The organism is Streptococcus sp. sy010 (assembly GCF_007859175.1).
Lineage (GTDB): Bacteria > Bacillota > Bacilli > Lactobacillales > Streptococcaceae > Streptococcus.
Window position 1 is genome coordinate 291,067 of sequence record NZ_VOHO01000001.1, and the last position, 15,170, is coordinate 306,236.

Sequence of the window (15,170 nt, forward strand, 5' to 3'; positions counted from 1 at the left end):
TTTTCATTTTATTTAGCCTTCAAAATCAGCTTTTTGTTTGACATCAGCGTATTCTTGAGCCACTTCATCTTTAAGAATGTCGTCATAAGCTGGTAACTGGAGATCTTGACCATATTTATTACGCAGTGCAGTAGTCACTAGGCGATAAGCCAAGCGAGGATTTCGAGCTAAGATTGGGCCGTGGAAGTAGCTACCATAGACGTTTCTATAGTGAACGCCCTCAGTACCGTCTTCCTTGTTGTTGCCACAGCCATAAACAACTTTACCTAGTGGTTTTTCATCATCAGAAAGAAAGGTTCGACCTTGATGATTTTCAAAACCGTAGTAGGTTTCGTTAAATTCTTCATTGTGGATTTTAATGTCACCGATAAAACGGTTATTTTGCTGATTAAGGGTATAGTGTCCCATGACACCAATTCCTTCAATCCTAACCCCATTAGCTTGAATATAATACTGGCCGAGTAGTTGAAAACCACCACAGATAGCTAAAATGACCTTGTTGTTTTCAATAAACTGAGCAACATCATGACGTTTGCTTGGTAAATCTTTGGCAACAAGAGTTTGTTCATAGTCCTGTCCACCACCAAAAAAGGCAAGGTCATAGTGGTCTGGGTCAAAACGGTCATCAATAGAAACAATATCAACCGTTACTGAAGCCCCTAATTTTTCACCAACGTATTTCATCATCAAAACATTGCCATTGTCACCATAGGTATTCATGAGATTGCCATAAAGGTGGGCTAAATTGAGTTGGTAGGAGTAATCACGGTCTGTTGGTGATTGCAAAGAAGTATAAGTCATTTAGTTCCCCTCCTTTCTGATAGCATTTTTCTTGGTCAATAGCTCACGCAATTCTAACATGGCCGTATAAGTCGCAAGGATATAGGCATTTGGTGTTTCTTGTTGACTAATCAAGTTAACCAAGTCTTCTAGACTGTCTGTTGCTTGGATTTTTTCTGAATCATAGCCAGTGACACGTAAGCGACGAGCAATTTCTGCCTGACGAACCCCTCCTGCAAAGACTTGCGTGATGTTCATTTCGGTAATACTTTCAAAATCAGCATCCCAAATCCAGCTAGTGTCAATCCCATCAGCATAGTTGGCGTTTAATAGAACAGATAGCGTAAATGGATAAGGAGCTAGTTTAATCATTTCAAGAGCTTGACTGGCACCGACAGGATTTTTAATTAGGATAAGCGTACAATCGGTATTGCCAATCTTGAAGGTTTCTTGACGCCCAAAGACTGCCTTACTCTTTTCAAATCCAGCCTTGATTTTTTCAGGAGAAACTCCCAACTGTTCAGCAACAGCAACACTGGCTAGGGCGTTATAGATATTGTAAAGCCCACCAACATTTATTTTATATTCTTGACCATCAATGATAAATTGTGACGACACATGAGTTAATTCTGTTAACTGGGTCAAGCGATAGTCAAGTTGTGGACGCTTGAAACCACAATTTTGACAGATATAATCCCCAAGATTAGCATAGGTATTGAGTTGATAAGTCAAAATCTGATGACAGTCTGGGCAGACAATTCCTTCGGTGTTGTAATGAGGGAGATGAGCAGCCGTCTTTTCAGTATCAAAACCATAATATTTGACAGGATTTGTCATGCTACTAGGGTGAAAGAGTGGGCTATCCCCATTGGCTAAAATGGTTGCTTCCGGTGCATTTTTTGCTCCGTCTAAGATAAAGCGATAGGTGGTATAAATTTCCCCATAACGATCCATCTGATCCTTAAAAATATTGGTGAAGACAAACAGACTTGGTTTGATATATTGAGTAATTTTAGGCAGACTAGCCTCATCAATTTCCAAGACGGCAATTTTTTTGCCAGAAGCACCTGTTTTTGCAGTCAAGAAAGTTGACGTAATCCCTGTAATCATGTTAGCTCCACTAGGATTGGTCAAGACTTGACCATAAGCCTCTTGTAAAATGCCAACGGTCAGAGCAGTCGTCAAGGTTTTACCATTTGAACCAGTGATAACGACGATTTCATAGTCTTTGGCTAAGTCATCCAAGAGATTCTTGTCAATCTTCAGAGCAATTTTACCTGGTAAAGTCGAACCACGACCGAGTTTATTAAGAATAAAATGGGCAGATTGCCCAGCTAATTTTGCAAAAGTTGATTTTATTGTCATGACATTATTTTATCACAAAATCTTGAATTAAGATAAGGAAAAACTCCATAGAAAATGATATAATAAGCATAATAGTATAGATTGAAAAGAGAAAGGAAGGGTTGCATGAATAGTATATTGGCACTAGATGCTAGATTCTGGGCTGATTTGGTTACTGATCCATGGACAATTTTAGTAAACTTATTTGATATTGTCATCGTAACCTGGCTGATTTATCGTTTTATCAAAAGCCTAGCTGGAACAAAATTGATGTCCTTGATTCAAGGGATTATTCTTTTTGTTATGTTACGTTTTGTCATTGAAATTATTGGGTTTCCCACACTAGCTTGGCTAATGAATCAGGTCTTAACCTATGGGGTTATTGCCCTTGTAATCATTTTTGCTCCAGAAATTCGAGCTGGATTAGAGCGTTTTGGACGAACAACCAATATCTTGATGAAACAAAAAGTAGATAATGATGAGGATCAAATGATTGAGGCTTTTGTTAAATCAGTGGCCTATCTGAGTCCACGTAAGATAGGTGCTTTAATCGCAGTTGAACAAACTCAAACCCTACAAGAATACATTGCCTCTGGTATTGCACTTAACGCTGAGATTTCCAGCCAGCTCTTAATCAATATTTTCATTCCGAATACTCCTTTACATGATGGAGCAGTAATCATTAGGGGAAAAGAGATTGTCACAGCCTGTTCTTACCTTCCTTTGTCAGAATCTATGGACATCTCAAAAACATTTGGAACGAGACATCGAGCGGCTATTGGATTGTCAGAACTATCTGATGCCTTTACCATTGTTGTGTCTGAGGAAACGGGTGGCATTTCAGTGACCCACATGAGTCAGTTTTACCATGATTTGACTCTGACACAGTTTGAAGATCTCTTACGAGAAACCTTTAAAACAGATAAGCCTAAAAAGATAAGTTGGTTGTCTCGTTTGTTAGGAGGTTCTCATGCTTAGACGATTTTTTCAAACCAAATTTAGTATGGTTCTGTTATCGTTAGTCTTGAGCTTCTTGCTCTTTTTAACAGCGACGTCGGTACGTTATAGCAATAAGGTCAATACAACCAAAGAATCAGCAGAAACCTATACTTATACCATTGAACATGTTCCTATTGATATTCAATATGACAATAGTAAGTATTTTATCGTGGGTTATTCTTATGATGCAGAAGTCTATTTAACAGCGACCAATCGTGTGAAATTGGATTCAGAAATCAACAGTGATACGAGGAAGTTTAAGGTGATGGCTGATTTAACTAATGTTAAAGAAGGCACGAGTAAGGTGGAATTAAAAGTTAGAAATCTACCTAGTGGAATGACAGCAAAGGTCATACCAGCCAGCATGAGTGTCACCTTAGGATTGAAGAAAACCAAAACCTTCAATGTTGAAGTTGATATGGATAGCATAAATCTAGCTCAGGGTTATCGTCTGTTAGATGTTGATATAGCTGATAAAAAGGTAGAAGTGACCAGCGATGAAAATACAATCGATCAAGTCAGTCGAGTCATTGCTAAACTACCAGAAGATGTGACTCTATCAGAAAAATATAGCGGTGCAGTGACCTTGCAGGCAGTGGCAGCTGATGGCACGGTTTTGCCAAGCATCATTGAGCCGTCAAAATCAAAATTGACCGTCAATGTAGAAGCTATCACAAAGACAGTACCAATCAAGGTTGAGTTATCTGGAAAAATGGAAGAAAGTCTATCCAATGTCCTTTATAAACTAACAGAGGAACAGGTAACCATTCAAGGTAGTCAAGAACAGTTGGATACGATTAACGAGATCACAACCAAGGTGGATATTACAGGTGTGAATAAAGAAGTTATTCAGATGACATCTTTACAAGTACCAGAAGGGATAACGGCATCTATTAGTCAAGTTGAAGTGAAGTTATCACCGGTCAAAAAATAAATTTAGTAAGATAGAAAGTTGAGGAAGTGCAAGTCGCACAGTAAACAATTATGGGTAAATATTTTGGAACAGACGGTGTTCGTGGTGAAGCAAATCTGGAGTTAACACCAGAGTTAGCTTTTAAGTTGGGACGTTTTGGCGGTTATATTTTAAGTCAACATGAAGTGAATCAACCACGTGTCTTTGTCGCACGAGATACACGCATTTCAGGTCAGATGTTAGAGTCGGCTTTGATTGCAGGGCTGTTATCAGTTGGCATTGAAGTGTATCAATTAGGTGTTTTAGCTACACCAGGCGTGTCTTATCTTGTACGCACTGAAAATGCAAGTGCAGGTGTCATGATTTCAGCCAGTCACAATCCAGCTAGGGATAATGGGATTAAGTTCTTTGGTAGTGATGGTTTCAAGCTCAATGATGACGTGGAACTTGAAATCGAAGCCCTCCTAGATGCCGAACAAGACGACTTGCCACGTCCAAGTGCCCAAGGTTTGGGTCGTTTGGTCGCTTATCCTGAAGGGATTCGTAAGTATGAAAAATTCCTAACTTCGACAGGGGTTGCACTTGATGGCATGAAAGTGGCGATTGACGCTGCTAATGGTGCAGCAGTTGCTTCGGCTCGTAATGTCTTTTTGGATTTGGGAGCAGAGTTGAGCATGATTGGTGAAACACCAAATGGTCTTAACATCAATGAAGCGGTTGGCTCAACTCATCCAGAACAATTGCAAGAATTGGTGCTTGCCGAACAAGCAGCAGTTGGTTTAGCTTTTGATGGGGATAGCGACCGTCTGATTGCCGTTGATGAAAAAGGACAGTTGGTGGATGGTGATAAGATTATGTTCATCATCGGTAAGTACCTGTCTGAAAAAGGGCAACTGGCTAAAAATACCATTGTGACCACAGTTATGTCCAATCTAGGTTTCCACAAGGCCTTGGATAGTCAAGGGATCAACAAGGTTGTTACAGCAGTTGGTGACCGTTATGTCGTTGAGGAAATGCGTCGCTCTGGCTATAATTTTGGTGGCGAACAATCAGGTCATGTGATTATCATGGATTATAATACGACTGGTGATGGTCAACTGACAGCCATTCAACTAACCAAGATTATGAAAGAAACAGGTAAGTCCTTATCAGAGTTAGCAGCTGAGGTGACGATTTACCCACAAAAATTAGTCAATATTCCTGTTGATAATCAAATGAAGCATCGAGCAATGGAAGTGCCAGCTATTGCAGCCATTATTGAAAAAATGGAAACTGAGATGGCAGGTAACGGTCGCATTTTGGTACGTCCAAGTGGAACAGAGCCACTCTTGCGTGTCATGGCAGAAGCACCAACAGATGATGAAGTTAACTATTACGTGGATACCATTGCCCAAGTTGTTCAAGCTGAAATTGGAAAATAAGCATAGCCCGACTAGAGAAATCTAGTGGGCTATTTTTTTGTTAGTCACTAGATAAAAGAGAGATTGAAGCACCTTAAAAGAATAGGTGAGTAAACTGGTTACTGGTTAGAGTTTTTGATAAGAACTTGCTTACTCAGTAGGTGTGCTGAGGTCTGCCTTTTTTTGGCAGAGCAGCTCAAACGGTAATTCTTGACTATTTCCAAAGGTTTTTTACTGTCTAAAAGTGTGACGGTGTTTGCCCAAAAAGGGCAGAGTAGTTCAAGCAGTAATTCCCGAACAATTCCAAAGGTTTTTTGCTGTCTAAAAGTGTGATGGTGTTTGCCCAAAAAGGGCAGAGCAGTTCAAGCAGTAATTCCCGAACAATCCTAAAGTTTTTTAACTGTCTAGACTTGTGATTGGGATAAGGTCAATAGTACAAGTTTGTCAACTCAGCCTATTTTTGACAGTCTAGGAACTTAACTTAGGCAAAAAGGAGATTAACTCAAACAATTCCTTAGCATTTAGCTCTAAAAATGATAAAATAGAACTATGTTAAACAAACCAACATCAGCTTATGTCCATATTCCTTTTTGTACTCAGATTTGTTACTACTGTGATTTTTCTAAGGTATTTATCAAAAATCAGCCAGTTGATGACTACTTAGAAGCCTTGATGACTGAGTTTAGGACTTATGATATTCATGATTTAAGAACCCTTTATATCGGTGGGGGAACTCCAACAGCAATCTCTGCTGAACAACTAGACTATCTGTTGAGCAATTTAACCAAAGAGCTTAATCTTGACATGCTCGAAGAATTTACCATTGAAGCCAATCCTGGTGATTTGACACCTGACAAGATTGCAGTCATGCAAAATTCGGCAGTCAATCGAGTATCTCTTGGTGTTCAGACCTTTAATGACAAGCATTTGAAACAGATTGGTCGTAGTCATAACGAAGCTCAGATTTATAGCACCATTGACAGCCTTAAACAAGCTGGTTTTAATAACATTTCCATTGATTTAATCTATGCTCTGCCACGTCAGACCATGGAAGATGTCAAGGAAAATGTAAAAAAAGCCTTGGCCTTGGATATTCCTCATCTTAGTCTTTATAGTTTGATTTTAGAACATCACACGGTCTTTATGAACAAGATGCGTCGGGGCAAACTCAATCTCCCGACGGAAGATTTAGAAGCCGAGATGTTTGAATATATCATCGAGCAGTTAGAACTTAATGGTTTTGAGCATTATGAGATTTCTAACTTCACCAAGCCAGGTTTTGAGAGTCGTCATAATCTCGTTTATTGGGACAATGCCGAGTACTTTGCTTGTGGAGCGGGAGCGTCTGGCTACATCAATGGTATGCGTTATCGCAACCGCGGGCCAATTCAACACTATTTGAAGGCTATTCGTGAAGAAAAACATTCACGCCTGTCCGAAGAGTTTTTGACCAAAAATGAACAAATGGAAGAAGAATTTTTCCTTGGCTTGCGTAAAAAATCTGGTGTATCCATCAAGCGATTTGAGGAAAAGTTTGGCGTGTCCTTTGACGCCCAGTATGGTCAGATTGTTGAAGAATTGCGAGCAGATGGTCTATTGTCAGCAGACAGAGAGTTTATCCGCATGACGAAAAAGGGTCTCTTTTTGGGAGATACCGTTGCTGAAAAATTTATTTTGGAGTAAGAAGCTATGGGAAAACTATTTGAATACCAGTTGCAAGTGCCTTTTTATCAGATGGATTGTCATGGGAGAATGCGCCTAGCTCATCTGATTTCTTTAGCCTTACAAGTATCTACTCAACAGTCAGAAGCACTGGGAATTAGCGACCAGTGGTTATTTCAAGAACATGGTCTAGTCTGGGTAGTGACAGCTTATGATGTGGTCATCAATCGTTTGCCGTCTTATCATGAACGGTTAAGGATAAAGACGGAGCCGACGGCTTATACAACCTATACTTGTTACCGTGATTTTCACATCTTATCAGAATCAGGCGAGTTATTGGTCAGTATTCAGGCGACCTTTGTCTTGTTGAATTACCAAAGTCGCCGTCCTCATCGTGTGTTAGAGGACATCATCAGCCCATTTGGCTCAGAAAAATGGCAAAAGCGTTTGCCAACCTATACCTATCCAGAGTTAACCAAAGCTCATTCACGCTTGGTTCAAGTGGTATATTCTGACTTGGATTTGAATGGGCATGTTAATAACACACGCTACTTAGATTGGTTCTATGATGAGCTGCCATTTGATTTTCTGACACATCATTACCCAAGTCGCATTCGTTTGAGTTATCTAAAGGAAATACAAGCACAGACAGAGCTAACCACTCACTATCAGCAAGATGGGCTAACCAGTCATTATGTCATCACCTCTCATCAAGGCACTCACGCCAAAGCAATCATAGAATGGAAAAAAGATGAACTATAAGGGTTATTTAATTGATTTAGATGGTACGATTTACACAGGCAATCAAGTGATTGAAGCCGGACGTGACTTTATCTATCGTTTACAAGAAAAACAACTACCGCATTTATTTTTAACTAATAACACCACACGAACTCCGAAGCAAGTCCAAGAATTGCTAGACAAGACCTTTGCGATTGACACGGATTTAGGTCAGATTTATACAGCAACCTTGGCGACAGTGGATTATATGGATGACCTTAATCTAGCTAAAACAGTCTATGTCATTGGCGAAGACGGGCTAAAGTCTGCCATTTTTGAGGCAGGCTATCAAGAGGATAAGGACAATCCAGCCTATGTTGTGGTTGGGCTAGATCGTCAAGTCACCTATGACAAATTGGCTCTTGCCACCCTAGCCATTCAAAAAGGTGCTAGATTTATTGGGACCAATCCAGATCTTAATATCCCAACAGAACAAGGACTTTTACCAGGTGGTGGGTCATTGCTTGCCTTACTTGAAGCAGCAACAGGAGTTGTCCCAACAGTGATTGGAAAACCCAATGCCATTATTATGGAAAAAGCCTTGCAACGCTTAGGTACACCAAAAGAAGAAACGGTTATGGTGGGTGACAATTATTTGACGGATATTCGAGCAGGTTTGGATAATGGCTTTCCTACCCTTTTAGTGACGACAGGATTTACTAAACTAGAAGAAGTGCCAAACCTACCACAAGCACCTAGCCATGTGGTTGCTAGTCTTTCAGAATGGTCTATTGATGATGACGAGTAAGTGGCGATTTTATCTGACCTTGCTATGTTTACTGACAAGTCTTGTTCTAGCGACCATTTATTTAGCTTGGCTGATATTTCCGTTAGAGATTGGTTGGCTAGATTTGCCTAAGCAAGTGTCGCTTAGTTCATCAGTGATTTTAAGCAATTTTAATCAACTGATGACCTATCTCACTCAATTTTGGTCGCCTAGGTTAAGCATGACGGATTTTCCATCGTCAGAAGCAGGCTTAAAGCATTTTGCAGATGTGAAAGGCTTGTTTTTACTAACTCAAGGCATTTTTTTGTTAACCCTTTGGCCAGCCATACGCTTTTTTGGACAAGATTGGCGTCAAACCAGCTTTGCATCCTATCGCCTGGCCATAAAAGGCTTTGCACTTTTGCCTTTGGGTATCGCAGTTGTTGTGATGTTAGTTGGGTTTGAAACCTTCTTTTATCTTTTCCATCAAATCTTTTTTGCCGGCAAGAGCAACTGGCTATTTAATCCTTTTACAGATCCAGTGATTCTAATTTTGCCAGAAACCTTTTTCTTACATTGTTTTGTCATTTTTTTCGTCTTGTATGAATTAGTCTTTTGGGGACTGTATTTTTGGGGGCGAAAAAGATAGACTTTACTGTGTAAAGGAGTGTCATTAGGTAAGTTTTTTGATATAATAAAATGAATTGATAAGATATAGTAAAGGATAAGAAATGAATAGTAGTGATTTGAAAAAACGGCAGGAAAAAATTCGTAATTTTTCCATCATTGCCCATATTGACCATGGGAAGTCAACCTTGGCTGACCGTATCTTAGAAAAAACAGAAACCGTATCAAGTCGTGAAATGCAAGATCAGCTCCTTGATAGCATGGATTTGGAGCGTGAGCGTGGGATCACCATTAAACTTAATGCGATTGAGTTGAATTACACGGCTAAAGATGGCGAAACCTATATTTTCCACTTGATTGACACACCAGGTCACGTTGACTTTACCTATGAAGTATCACGCAGTTTGGCTGCCTGTGAGGGAGCAATTTTGGTCGTTGATGCGGCTCAAGGGATTGAAGCACAAACCTTGGCCAACGTTTACTTGGCCTTGGATAATGATTTGGAAATCTTGCCAGTTATCAATAAGATTGATTTGCCTGCCGCTGACCCTGAGCGTGTTCGAGCTGAGGTTGAGGATGTGATTGGTTTAGATGCCAGTGAAGCTGTTTTGGCGTCTGCCAAGGCAGGAATTGGGATTGAAGACATTTTAGAGCAGATTGTTGAAAAGGTACCAGCCCCAACGGGTGATGTGAAAGCTCCACTGAAAGCCTTGATTTTTGATTCGGTTTATGACGCTTATCGTGGGGTTATTCTTCAAGTTCGTATCATGGATGGCATGGTCAAGCCAGGCGATAAGATTCAGATGATGTCTAATGGCAAGACCTTTGATGTGACTGAAGTTGGGATTTTTACTCCTAAGGCTATGGGACGTGATTTTCTAGCAACAGGAGATGTTGGTTACATTGCAGCGTCTATTAAGACGGTTGCTGATACTCGAGTGGGTGACACCGTTACCCTAGCCAACAATCCAGCCCAAGAAGCTCTTGCAGGCTACAAGCAGATGAATCCAATGGTGTTTGCAGGGATTTATCCAATCGAGTCTAATAAATACAATGATTTGCGAGAAGCCCTAGAAAAATTACAACTCAATGATGCTAGTCTGCAATTTGAACCAGAAACATCTCAAGCTCTTGGTTTTGGTTTCCGTTGTGGTTTCTTGGGCTTACTTCACATGGACGTTATTCAAGAGCGTTTGGAGCGTGAATTTAACATTGACTTAATCATGACTGCACCATCGGTGGTTTATCATGTCAATACCACAGATGGTAATCAGCTTGAAGTATCCAACCCAAGTGAGTTTCCAGATCCAACCAAGGTTGATAGCATTGAAGAACCTTACGTTAAGGCACAAATTATGGTGCCACAGGAGTTTGTCGGTGCCGTTATGGAACTTGCCCAACGAAAACGTGGTGACTTTGTGACCATGGAATACATTGATGATAATCGTGTTAATGTCATTTATCAAATTCCACTGGCTGAGATTGTCTTTGATTTCTTTGACAAGCTCAAGTCATCAACGCGTGGCTATGCCAGCTTTGACTATGAAATCTCTGAATATCGTACCTCTCGCTTAGTTAAGATGGATATTCTCCTAAATGGTGATAAGGTTGATGCCCTTAGCTTTATCGTCCACCGTGATTTTGCCTACGAACGTGGTAAAATTATCGTTGAAAAACTGAAAAAAATCATTCCTCGTCAGCAATTTGAAGTGCCAATTCAGGCAGCTATTGGTCATAAAATTGTGGCGAGAACAGACATTAAGGCCCTTCGCAAAAATGTCTTGGCTAAATGTTATGGTGGAGATGTCTCTCGTAAACGTAAACTTCTAGAAAAACAAAAAGCTGGTAAAAAGCGCATGAAATCAATCGGTTCAGTAGAAGTCCCACAAGAAGCTTTCTTGAGTGTGCTTAGTATGGATGATGATAGTAAGTAAAACGCTTTAGACTAAGCTAATTTTGATATAACTTTTAACCCTCTTGACTTTGAGTTGAGAGGGTTTTACTTGGCTTTTAATTTAAACTATTTTATGATAAGATAAACATAATGGAAAGGAGCGACAGATGAGAATTGGTTTATTTACGGACACTTATTTTCCACAGGTGTCGGGTGTTGCGACTAGTATTCAAACCTTGAAACAAGTTTTGGAAGAAGCAGGTCATCAGGTTTATATTTTTACCACAACAGATAAAAATTTAGGTTCGTATAATGACCCAACCATTATCCGTTTACCAAGCGTTCCTTTTATTTCATTTACCGATCGGCGAGTGGCTTATCGTGGGCTCTTGTCATCGTATAAGATTGCTAAAAAGTATCGACTTGATATTATCCATACACAGACTGAGTTTAACGTGGGTGTTTTAGGAAAAATATTGGGCAGAGCCTTAAAAATCCCTGTAGTTCATACCTACCATACCCAGTATGAAGATTATGTTAACTATATTGCTAAAGGGATGATTATCAGACCGAGCATGGTTAAGTATATTATGCGTGGCTATTTGAAGGATCTTGATGGCTTGATTTGTCCTAGTCGTATTGTGCTTAATCTGATGAACAATTATGAGATTAAGGTGCCAAAACGCATTATTCCGACAGGAATTTATCTGGAAAACTATCGTCGTGATGATATTTCTCCACAGATGATTGCTGATTTGAGAGCGGAGCTTAATCTAAGAGCCGATGAAAAGATTTTGCTTAGCCTATCAAGAGTGTCTTATGAGAAAAATATCCAAGCGATTTTATCAAGTCTGCCTGATGTACTTTCTCAAATTCAAACTGTTAAATTAGTCGTTGTGGGCGATGGACCTTATCTTGAAACGCTGAAAGCTCAGGCTAAGGAGCTAGGTATTACGGAGCATGTAGTCTTTACTGGCATGATATCTCATGAAAAAACGGCTCTTTATTATAAGGCTGCTGACTTTTTTATCAGTGCGTCAACCAGTGAAACCCAAGGACTGACCTATACAGAAAGTCTAGCCAGTGGGACGCCGATTATTGCCCAAACTAATCCCTACTTAGATGACTTGATTAGTGATTCAATGTTTGGTGTCTTGTATGCCGATCCAGACGACTTGGCAGGTGCTATTTTAGAGGCCTTATTGGTTAAACCAGAAAAGGATATGACCCAGTGGGATGAAAAACTCTATCAGATTTCAGCACAACATTTTGGTCAATCCGTCTATCAGTTCTATTTGGATGTCTTGATTTCTAAGTCGCAAAAAACAACTCCGATTTCATTGACCATTGAAAGCAGTCGAACAGAGAAGTCAGTAAAATTAGTTCGTTCAGCCATGAGCTTACCCAAGAAAGCGGTGAAGAAAACTGCTAGAACATCTGTTAAGGTTGTCAAAGTTCCAAGACACATGATTCGTTCAATCAAAGATTTTTTAGATTAGTTCTTGCCATTTTTTTGATTGGTGTGCTATAATGTAAGTGGAAACATGTTTCTTGTGTTAGGTTTCTAAGAGAGCGTCCGTTTGCTGAGAGTGACGTAAACCTTAGCGAGTAAATACTCTTCCCTTGATTTTATGCAAACATAAAAGGGTGGTCACCTTATAACCGTTAATGAGGTGTGGACTAAGTTCACACAAATTAAGGTGGAACCACGTTACGACGTCCTTTTTGTAAGGACGTTTTTATTTTATAAAAATAAAGGAGACGATATGGTATCAGATGATTGGATTAAGCGTTGTCAAGCTATTCGTCAAGCCTATCGGCAATTAGAAATACGTCATCATGGTCAGGAATGGTCGATAGAAGAAGATTTACTGGCATTGGGGAATGATATTGGAAACTTAAATCGTTTGGTTATGACACATCAAGGGCGATATTATGATGAAACGCCTTATCAACTAGAACAAAAACTGGTTGAAAATATTTGGTGGTTGATCACCTTGGCTGATCGATTAGATATTGATGTTCAAACAGAAATGGAAACATTTTTGAACGATAAGGAACAGTTACTACAAATTAAAAAAGATTAAGGAGGTATCTATAAATGGTACAAATTACTTTTCCAGATGGAGCGGTTCGTGAGTTTCAATCTGGTGTAACAACGTTTGAGATTGCTCAATCAATTAGTAATTCTCTCGCTAAAAAAGCTCTTGCAGGTAAATTTAATGGTAAGTTGATTGATACCACTCGTGCCATTACAGAAGATGGTAGCTTGGAAATTGTGACGCCAGATCATGAAGACGCATTTGATCTCTTGCGTCATTCAGCAGCTCACTTGTTTGCTCAAGCGGCACGTCGTCACTTCCCAGATATTCACTTAGGGGTTGGACCAGCTATTCAAGACGGTTTCTACTACGATACGGATAATGCAGCAGGGCAAATTTCTAATGAAGACTTACCGATGATTGAGGAAGAAATGCGTAAAATCGTCAAAGAAAACTTCCCAAGTATCCGTAAGGAAGTGTCTAAAGAAGAAGCGCGTGAAATCTTCAAAAATGACCCTTATAAGCTCGAATTGATTGAAGAACATTCAGAAGATGAGGGTGGCTTGACCATTTACAGCCAAGGAGAATACACTGATCTTTGCCGTGGCCCACATGTGCCAACGACAGGTCATATTCAAGTATTCCAACTGTTAAATGTTGCTGGGGCTTACTGGCGTGGTAAGAGTGAAAATCCAATGATGCAACGTGTTTATGGTACAGCTTGGTTTGATAAGAAAGATTTGAAGAAATATATTCAAATGCGTGAAGAAGCCAAGGAACGTGATCATCGTAAACTCGGTAAAGAATTGGATTTGTTCATGGTTAATCCAGAAGTTGGACAAGGTCTGCCATTCTGGTTACCAGATGGGGCGACGATTCGTCGTACAGTTGAGCGTTATATCACAGATAAGGAAATTGCGTCTGGTTACCAACATGTCTATACGCCACCGTTAGCGAACGTTAATCTTTATAAAACTTCTGGTCACTGGGATCATTACCGTGACGATATGTTTCCACCAATGGATATGGGTGAAGGGGAACATCTTGTTTTGCGTCCAATGAACTGCCCACACCATATTCAAGTTTATAAAAACCATGTTCATTCTTACCGTGAGTTGCCGATTCGTATTGCTGAACTTGGGATGATGCACCGTTATGAAAAATCAGGTTCGCTATCTGGTTTGCAACGTGTGCGTGAAATGACCCTTAATGATGGTCACATCTTTGTCACACCAGAGCAAATTCGTGAGGAATTTAAGCGTACTTTGCAACTAATCATTGATGTTTATGCAGACTTCAACTTGACTGATTATTCATTCCGTTTATCTTATCGTGATCCGGAAGATAAGGAAAAATATTTTGATAATGATGAGATGTGGGAAAATGCTCAAGCCATGCTGAAAGCTGCGATGGATGACATGGTATTAGACTACTATGAAGCAGAAGGTGAAGCGGCTTTCTATGGACCAAAATTAGATATTCAGGTTAAAACAGCTCTTGGTAATGATGAAACCTTATCAACGATTCAGCTAGATTTCTTGTTACCTGAGAAATTTGAACTATCTTATGTCGGAGCTGATGGTGAAGAACATCGTCCAGTTATGATTCACCGTGGTGTTGTATCGACCATGGAACGTTTTACAGCTTACTTGATTGAAACTTATAAAGGCGCTTTCCCAACTTGGTTGGCACCAACTCAAGTGACTGTGATTCCAATTTCTAATGAAGCTCATGCTGACTATGCTTGGCAAGTGGCTAAGACACTCCAAGATCGTGGTATTCGTGCAGTTGTTGATGAGCGTAATGAGAAAATGCAGTACAAGATTCGTCAAAGTCAAACCAAGAAAATTCCTTACCAGTTGATTGTTGGTGATAAGGAAATGGCGGATCAAGCAGTTAATGTTCGTCGCTATGGTAGCAAGGAAACCCATACAGAAGAGTTGGCTGCTTTTGTTGATAATATTTTGGCAGATATTGCTAACTATTCTCGTGTGGTTGACTAGACTTGAAGGAGCTGATTTAT

At 39.9% G+C, this 15,170-nt stretch carries 13 protein-coding genes; 11 read left to right on the forward strand and 2 right to left on the reverse strand.

Features of this window, described 5'->3' with window-relative positions:
• Positions 1-12 precede the first annotated feature (12 nt).
• Both gatD and murT read right to left on the reverse strand, forming a co-directional pair.
• On the reverse strand, positions 13-801 hold the full coding sequence (gene gatD / locus FRX51_RS01490; protein ID WP_146495215.1) for a lipid II isoglutaminyl synthase subunit GatD: 789 nt from the start codon (positions 799-801) through the stop codon (positions 13-15).
• Entirely contained in the window at positions 802-2,145 is a 1,344-nt protein-coding gene (murT, locus tag FRX51_RS01495; RefSeq protein ID WP_146495217.1) for a lipid II isoglutaminyl synthase subunit MurT, read from the reverse strand.
• Positions 2,146-2,250: 105 nt separating this feature from the next.
• Here murT and cdaA point away from each other — a divergent pair, with 105 nt between their 5' ends.
• From cdaA to thrS, 11 genes are all read left to right on the forward strand, one after another.
• The gene (cdaA, locus tag FRX51_RS01500; protein ID WP_146495219.1) at positions 2,251-3,102 is read left to right on the forward strand and encodes a diadenylate cyclase CdaA; all 852 of its coding nucleotides are present in this window, start codon (positions 2,251-2,253) and stop codon (positions 3,100-3,102) included.
• Positions 3,095-4,057 (forward strand): YbbR-like domain-containing protein, encoded by a 963-nt coding sequence (locus FRX51_RS01505; RefSeq protein WP_146495221.1) that lies wholly within the window; start codon positions 3,095-3,097, stop codon positions 4,055-4,057. Before cdaA ends, FRX51_RS01505 begins: the two co-directional genes overlap by 8 nt.
• A gap of 50 nt (positions 4,058-4,107) precedes the next feature.
• On the forward strand, positions 4,108-5,457 hold the full coding sequence (gene glmM / locus FRX51_RS01510) for a phosphoglucosamine mutase (protein WP_146495223.1): 1,350 nt from the start codon (positions 4,108-4,110) through the stop codon (positions 5,455-5,457).
• A gap of 528 nt (positions 5,458-5,985) precedes the next feature.
• Positions 5,986-7,119, forward strand: a complete 1,134-nt coding sequence (hemW, locus tag FRX51_RS01515) for a radical SAM family heme chaperone HemW (protein ID WP_146495225.1) — start codon at positions 5,986-5,988, stop codon at positions 7,117-7,119.
• Positions 7,120-7,125: 6 nt separating this feature from the next.
• Positions 7,126-7,860, forward strand: a complete 735-nt coding sequence (locus FRX51_RS01520) for an acyl-ACP thioesterase domain-containing protein (RefSeq protein WP_146495227.1) — start codon at positions 7,126-7,128, stop codon at positions 7,858-7,860.
• Positions 7,850-8,626, forward strand: coding sequence for a TIGR01457 family HAD-type hydrolase (locus tag FRX51_RS01525; protein ID WP_146495229.1), 777 nt, complete (start codon positions 7,850-7,852; stop codon positions 8,624-8,626). The genes FRX51_RS01520 and FRX51_RS01525 overlap by 11 nt, the downstream gene beginning before the upstream one ends.
• On the forward strand, positions 8,613-9,233 hold the full coding sequence (locus FRX51_RS01530; protein WP_315897490.1) for a TIGR01906 family membrane protein: 621 nt from the start codon (positions 8,613-8,615) through the stop codon (positions 9,231-9,233). Before FRX51_RS01525 ends, FRX51_RS01530 begins: the two co-directional genes overlap by 14 nt.
• An 82-nt stretch (positions 9,234-9,315) precedes the next feature.
• Positions 9,316-11,145, forward strand: a complete 1,830-nt coding sequence (gene lepA / locus FRX51_RS01535) for a translation elongation factor 4 (protein WP_146495231.1) — start codon at positions 9,316-9,318, stop codon at positions 11,143-11,145.
• Positions 11,146-11,272: 127 nt separating this feature from the next.
• Positions 11,273-12,604 (forward strand): glycosyltransferase family 4 protein, encoded by a 1,332-nt coding sequence (locus FRX51_RS01540; RefSeq protein WP_146495233.1) that lies wholly within the window; start codon positions 11,273-11,275, stop codon positions 12,602-12,604.
• A gap of 267 nt (positions 12,605-12,871) precedes the next feature.
• Entirely contained in the window at positions 12,872-13,192 is a 321-nt protein-coding gene (locus FRX51_RS01545; RefSeq protein ID WP_146460312.1) for a MazG-like protein, read from the forward strand.
• Between the two features lie 14 nt (positions 13,193-13,206).
• Positions 13,207-15,150 carry a threonine--tRNA ligase gene (gene thrS / locus FRX51_RS01550; protein ID WP_146495236.1) on the forward strand — a complete coding sequence of 648 codons (1,944 nt, stop codon included), beginning with the start codon at positions 13,207-13,209 and terminating at the stop codon, positions 15,148-15,150.
• Positions 15,151-15,170: the final 20 nt, after the last annotated feature.

What these genes read in the sequence shown, in the direction of transcription:
- cdaA (WP_146495219.1), top strand. Translation starts at nt 2,251, where the DNA reads ATGAATAGTATATTGGCACTAGATGCTAGATTCTGGGCTGATTTGGTT.
- FRX51_RS01525 (WP_146495229.1), top strand. Translation starts at nt 7,850, where the DNA reads ATGAACTATAAGGGTTATTTAATTGATTTAGATGGTACGATTTACACA.
- glmM (WP_146495223.1), top strand. Translation starts at nt 4,108, where the DNA reads ATGGGTAAATATTTTGGAACAGACGGTGTTCGTGGTGAAGCAAATCTG.
- FRX51_RS01545 (WP_146460312.1), top strand. Translation starts at nt 12,872, where the DNA reads ATGGTATCAGATGATTGGATTAAGCGTTGTCAAGCTATTCGTCAAGCC.
- thrS (WP_146495236.1), top strand. Translation starts at nt 13,207, where the DNA reads ATGGTACAAATTACTTTTCCAGATGGAGCGGTTCGTGAGTTTCAATCT.
- murT (WP_146495217.1), bottom strand. Translation starts at nt 2,145, where the DNA reads ATGACAATAAAATCAACTTTTGCAAAATTAGCTGGGCAATCTGCCCAT.
- gatD (WP_146495215.1), bottom strand. Translation starts at nt 801, where the DNA reads ATGACTTATACTTCTTTGCAATCACCAACAGACCGTGATTACTCCTAC.
- FRX51_RS01530 (WP_315897490.1), top strand. Translation starts at nt 8,613, where the DNA reads ATGATGACGAGTAAGTGGCGATTTTATCTGACCTTGCTATGTTTACTG.
- FRX51_RS01520 (WP_146495227.1), top strand. Translation starts at nt 7,126, where the DNA reads ATGGGAAAACTATTTGAATACCAGTTGCAAGTGCCTTTTTATCAGATG.
- FRX51_RS01505 (WP_146495221.1), top strand. Translation starts at nt 3,095, where the DNA reads ATGCTTAGACGATTTTTTCAAACCAAATTTAGTATGGTTCTGTTATCG.
- FRX51_RS01540 (WP_146495233.1), top strand. Translation starts at nt 11,273, where the DNA reads ATGAGAATTGGTTTATTTACGGACACTTATTTTCCACAGGTGTCGGGT.
- hemW (WP_146495225.1), top strand. Translation starts at nt 5,986, where the DNA reads ATGTTAAACAAACCAACATCAGCTTATGTCCATATTCCTTTTTGTACT.
- lepA (WP_146495231.1), top strand. Translation starts at nt 9,316, where the DNA reads ATGAATAGTAGTGATTTGAAAAAACGGCAGGAAAAAATTCGTAATTTT.